The organism is bacterium, assembly GCA_035380285.1.
Lineage (GTDB): Bacteria > Auribacterota > Erginobacteria > Erginobacterales > DAOSXE01 > DAOSXE01.
In genome coordinates this window covers 88,455-93,574 of record DAOSXE010000011.1, presented here as the reverse complement: position 1 = coordinate 93,574, position 5,120 = coordinate 88,455, and the positions used below count along the sequence as shown (strand labels likewise).

Below are 5,120 nucleotides of genomic sequence, written 5' to 3'. Positions count from 1 at the left end.
GAAGGAGGGTGCCGATCCGCGGCCCGTGGCGGGGCGCCCCGGTTTTTTCCGCCTGGCTCCGGGGTTTTCCCCGGCTTCTTCCCCGGCCCTGGCCGCGGGGTTGTTCCAGGTTCAGGACCCGTCCACGGTGGCCGCGGTGGGACTGCTCGCGCCCGTTCCCGGAGAGACGTTCGCCGACCTCTGCAGCGCTCCCGGGGGTAAGCTGGGCGCCGCGGTCGAACTCATGGGGGACCGGGGCGTCGTTATCGCCGCCGACTCCGCGGCGCCCAGGCTCGATACGCTCCGGGAAAATATTTCCCGGCTGGGGATAACCTCGGCCCGGGTTCTGGAATACGATCTCCTCGGCGCCGAGACCTTCCCGGGCTCTCCCTGCGACGGCATCCTCCTCGACGTCCCCTGTTCGAACACCGGCGTTCTCGCCCGGAGACTCGACGTCCGTTGGCGTTTGCGGCCGGAGGACATCCCCCGCCTGGCCGCCCGGGGAGCCGCCATGCTGGAACGCGCGGCTTCCCTGCTCAAACCGGGGGGAAGGCTGGTGTATAGCACCTGTTCCCTCGAACATGAAGAAAACCGGGGCGCGGTCGAAGCGTTTCTGGCTTCCCGCCCGGAGTGGAGCGCGGTCGCGGTCGAAGAGGGAATCCCGGACGCCGACGGCGACGGATACTTCGCCGCGCGCCTGGAAAGGCGCGGCGGATAGGTCGCCCCGACGCGTCATCGGGGGATATGGCCGCCCGGACCTTCCCCTAACCCTGTTCACCCCCGACCGTCCAGCGGGTATACTGCCGGGTTATGTACACGGTCCGCGGGCGGCGACGGAGTTGAAGACGAACGACAACGGTCAAGAAAACGGCTTCCGGTGGGGGACGATATTCCGTTCGCTCGGCTATCGGAACTACCGGCTCTTTTTCACGGGGCAGAGCGTCTCGCTGATCGGGACCTGGATGCAGCGGGTCGCCATCCCCTGGCTGGTGTACAGCATGAGCGGATCCCCGGTCCTTCTGGGGGTGGTGAGCTTCGCCGGCCAGGTGCCGACTTTTCTGCTGGCCCCCGTCGCCGGGGTCCTGGTCGACCGCTGGGACCGCTACCGGGTCCTGATCGCGACCCAGGTCCTGGCCATGCTGCAGGCGGCGGCGTTGGCCTGCCTTTATTATCTGGGGACGATCCAGGTCTGGGAGATCGTTTCCCTGGCCGCGGTGCTGGGGGTCATCAACGCCTTCGATATGCCGGCGCGGCAGGCCCTGGTCGTCGATCTGGTCGAAAAGAGGCAGAACCTGGGCAACGCCATCGCCCTCAACTCCTCGATGGTGAACAGCGCCCGTCTGCTCGGGCCTTCCCTGGCGGGGGCCCTGATCGCTTCCGTCGGCGAAGGCGTCTGTTTCGTCGTCAACGCGATCAGCTTCCTGTGCGTGATCGTTTCCCTGCTGCTGATGAAACTGCCCCGGACCCGCGCCGCTTCCCGGGAACGCTCGCTCCTGAAGGGGTTGCGCGGGGGGCTCGCCTACGCGTTCGGCTTCCCGCCGGTGCGGGCGATCATCCTGCTGCTGGGGGTGATCAGTCTGACCGGCATGCCCTATATGGTTCTGATGCCGGTCTTCGCCAAATCCGTGCTGGGGGGAGGACCCTATACCTTCGGGCTCCTGATGGCGGCCTCGGGAGTCGGGGCTTTGACCGGCGCGCTCTGGCTGGCTTCGCGTAAAAGCGTCCTGGGGCTGGGGCGCCTGATCCCGCGGGCGGCCGGCCTTTTCGGTTCCAGCCTCGTCGCGTTTTCCTTTTCCCGTTCCTTTCCGTTATCGCTGGGACTGATCTTCCTGGCCGGCCTGGGGATGATGGTGCAGATGGCGTCGGGAAACACCATCATCCAGACCCTGGTCGACGACGATAAGCGGGGACGGGTGATGAGCCTGTACATGATGGCCTTCGTCGGCACCGCCCCCTTCGGGAGCCTGGCCGCGGGGGCGCTCGCCGACGCGGTGGGCGCCCCGGCCACGCTGGCCCTGGGCGGGTCGGCCTGCGTGCTCGGCGCCCTGGTTTTCCTCCGCCGCCTCCCGGCCCTGAGGCGCCATGTCCGCCCGGTCTACGTCCGCCTCGGCATCATCCCGGAAGTGGCCTCGGGGATCCAGGCTTCGAGCGAATGCATGATCCCCCCCGAGCGCTAGCGGGGCGTTCGGTGGGGAAGAGGGTTCAGGAAGGGGGATTAACCACAGAGGACACAGAGGGGGAATGAGAGGGTTCAGGGTTCGGGGTTCAGGAGGGGAGCATAGAGCAGAGAGCAGAGTGCATAGAGAAAAACCACTCCACCTCGGACTCTTTCTGTGCCTCCCTTCAGCCTTTTCCCTACATGGCCTACATGCCTACATGTGAGTACAAGGGGCTGGGGCGGGGGGCTACTGAATACTGAATTCTGTATTCTGTATTCTGTATTCTGAATTCCTCCCCCAATCAGAGAAATCAGGTGCGATAAGTGTTTGGGGTTCAGGAAGGGAGGGAGTCCACAGACCTGCCTGCCGGCAGGCAGGTGACACAGATTGGGGGACCAAAATTACACAGATTGAAAAATAGTAGGGTATTCCCACTGTCCGCCGCGAGGCATCTTCAGCCCATCATCAACACGCTAAAAACCTCTTGTGCCTCTTGTGGCTACCTCTTTCCCCTTCATGACCTTCATGGTGAGTCCAAGGATTTATACGGGCGGGGAAGGGGGGGAACATAATCCAAAATCTCTTTTACAATAATAATTTGGCTAACGTTTGCATAACCGGCAGGGCCACACCCCAAGGCACATTTGTGGGCGAACTCACTTCGGAAATGCTCAGTCACTTTGCTGACCCGACACCGTGGCCCTGTCCGCATTCATGCGCTTGTTGGCAATCTTTTCTTTTGCTTTCAACACTACTGAGAGGCAGGAAGCGAGAGGACATCGCTTCCCACTTCGTCGTTGTCCCACCAAGCGCTCAGGTCTTTGTTGAGCACTTCCCACTCGTTGTCCATCTTGGCTTGTGTATGCGCCAATCTCTCCTGCTCTTTCTTGAAGAGAACCCACCTGCACTGCTGAAAGCTTGACTTTGCGAACATAATCCACTGCGGGTAGTTTATGGCCAAGGGGTTGCTTGTGAGGTATGCCCGCGTCCCGTTGACGGCTGTTGATATGAGATGGGCCGTGAACAGCATGGTCTGGAGCTTAGGTTGGTGGGGTTTTCCCGGCAGATTGAGCGGCAACGCACCGGCAAGGTCATGGCCTTCCTTCAGACGCTTGACACAGTATGCGACACGCACGATTACCTCAATAAGAAGCACTGGGACAGACATTGCGAGGAAGTGGCCGAAGTCGTATCCCTTCACATACATTAGCCTGGCAATCTCACCAACAGTCCTGTCGCCTTTCCCGAAGTGTCCAACCTGTATGAACTGAAGTAGTGGCATAAGCGGGGCAGGTAGTCCTGCTTTGGTTGAAATATCGGACTTTAGATGTCCAAATTGATGTGCGATTGCCTCAAATATCGACATTCCGGGATTCGAGGCGCCTACCTTTTGGATAATCAACCGTCCGGAGGCATCGACCGCAGTCATCTTGCCTCTCAGGATATCAGACACCCCGAAAATGAATCCGAGAATCGGGTCATGTCCCAAGGACTGGAAGCGATGCGTCTTCGGACCAAGGCCACTGACCTTCTTGCCAAGCTTTGACGAGTGTGGAATATCGTAGGGTACGCCATACTTCTTCTCAAGGGCAGCTATTTCCTCCGGAGTATGAGCGCTTTTCAGACGGTCACGAATGTAGTCCGAAAGTGCACCGCCCTGCGTCTTCTTAGACCCAAGGTATCCGGGAGAACTCGGCATCTTGATAAGGAAGGTGTCGACCAGCGCGGCGAGAGTGCCCGCAACGCCGCTAATGGCCCAGTCTATGCCATCGAGACGGTGTTGTGCGTCGAACTCCTCGCGCAGGATAGCAATGCCGCTTTCTGCGTCAGACATCTCTGCTTCGGTAAGCAGGTCTGCCAACGATATCTCAGAAGAGATATCGTTTTCAGCTTCACTGAGCATCTGGGACCAAGGGCGAACCGCAGGGAGGGCTAACTCGGAGGGGCTCCTCGCAGGCTCACGCTTGGGCACTGGCCGCTGGAGCCTTCTTAGTATTCTCTCCGACTCCGATATCGTAGCATCGAGCGTTTTCTCGCCACGCGAGAGGCGCTCGTTCAGGTCAGTTGCCTCGTTGCTTTGATGCTTCAGTACCTTTTGCATATCGCTGTCAACGCCAGTGACATCGACTGTGTCGTATTTGTCGCTCATGCCGCCAGGTCCTCTTCAAGATCGCTGATTGCTCTTCGAAGGCTGATGTTCAGTGCCTCCAAGTACTGCACACGCTCTTCTGAGAGGTCGACGCGCTTCTTGAGCGCTTTCAGGACGGCGTCGTGCTTGGCAACAACTTGCTTGAGCAGGTACTCTTTGGCTTGGACAAGACGCTTTCTGTTTCGACGCGCAATCAGCGCATAGCCGCCTACCGCCAGGCCAGCCACTGGGGCTGCTAGGACGCCCACACCCGCCACCATGCCACCCCCGACAATTGCTCCTGCTGTTGCAAGGCCCGAAGTGATGCCAGCTGCGCTTAGTCCGACCGTTCCCAAGAAGTAAAGCGCTGCAAAGCTCGCACCTGCACCCACTCCGCCACCAACTGCGGCACCCAGCACACCAGGCATTGAACTACTATCAATAGTCCGGCCTTCATCCTCCACCCCTTCTGATGCTTCTTGGAGCAGCTTGTTGATGGGCTCAAGCGCTTCAGCGTTCTTGTAGATGAGTTTCGTTGCCATTCGTCGTCACGCTCCTTTCAATCAGATAGACACAATGCTTGCTTGAGTTCCGATTCGACGACCTCAACAGTCCACCATTTGCGGCCGTAACCGCCTTGCCCCTTGCGGTCGAGTCCGCATATGACCCGCCTCCGCTTTGCCTGCAAATCGCCGATACGAACGTTCTTGTTAAGCTCCTCACAGACTCGGGTCTCTCTCACTTCGTTGCAGTGAGGGCAATACTTGAACCCGCCTGTTGTTCTTCGCGCATCGGGCATGATTGGTCTCCTTTCCATTGCCAACGGGCGGCTGAGCGGTGCCCCCGGAGGGGGC

Annotated in this window: 4 protein-coding genes; 2 read left to right on the top strand and 2 right to left on the bottom strand. The window is 60.0% G+C overall.

Annotated elements, in window-relative coordinates:
* Window positions 1-697: 16S rRNA (cytosine(967)-C(5))-methyltransferase (locus tag PLZ73_05915; GenBank protein HOO77409.1), on the top strand; the 697-nt coding region annotated here is incomplete at its 5' end.
* Between the two features lie 121 nt (window positions 698-818).
* A complete protein-coding gene (locus PLZ73_05910) occupies window positions 819-2,156 on the top strand; it encodes an MFS transporter (protein HOO77408.1) in 1,338 nt (445 codons plus the stop codon).
* Between the two features lie 733 nt (window positions 2,157-2,889).
* Here PLZ73_05910 and PLZ73_05905 read toward each other — a convergent pair.
* The gene (locus tag PLZ73_05905) at window positions 2,890-4,287 is read right to left on the bottom strand and encodes a hypothetical protein (GenBank protein ID HOO77407.1); all 1,398 of its coding nucleotides are present in this window, start codon (window positions 4,285-4,287) and stop codon (window positions 2,890-2,892) included.
* On the bottom strand, window positions 4,284-4,808 hold the full coding sequence (locus tag PLZ73_05900) for a hypothetical protein (protein HOO77406.1): 525 nt from the start codon (window positions 4,806-4,808) through the stop codon (window positions 4,284-4,286). Before PLZ73_05900 ends, PLZ73_05905 begins: the two co-directional genes overlap by 4 nt.
* Window positions 4,809-5,120: the final 312 nt, after the last annotated feature.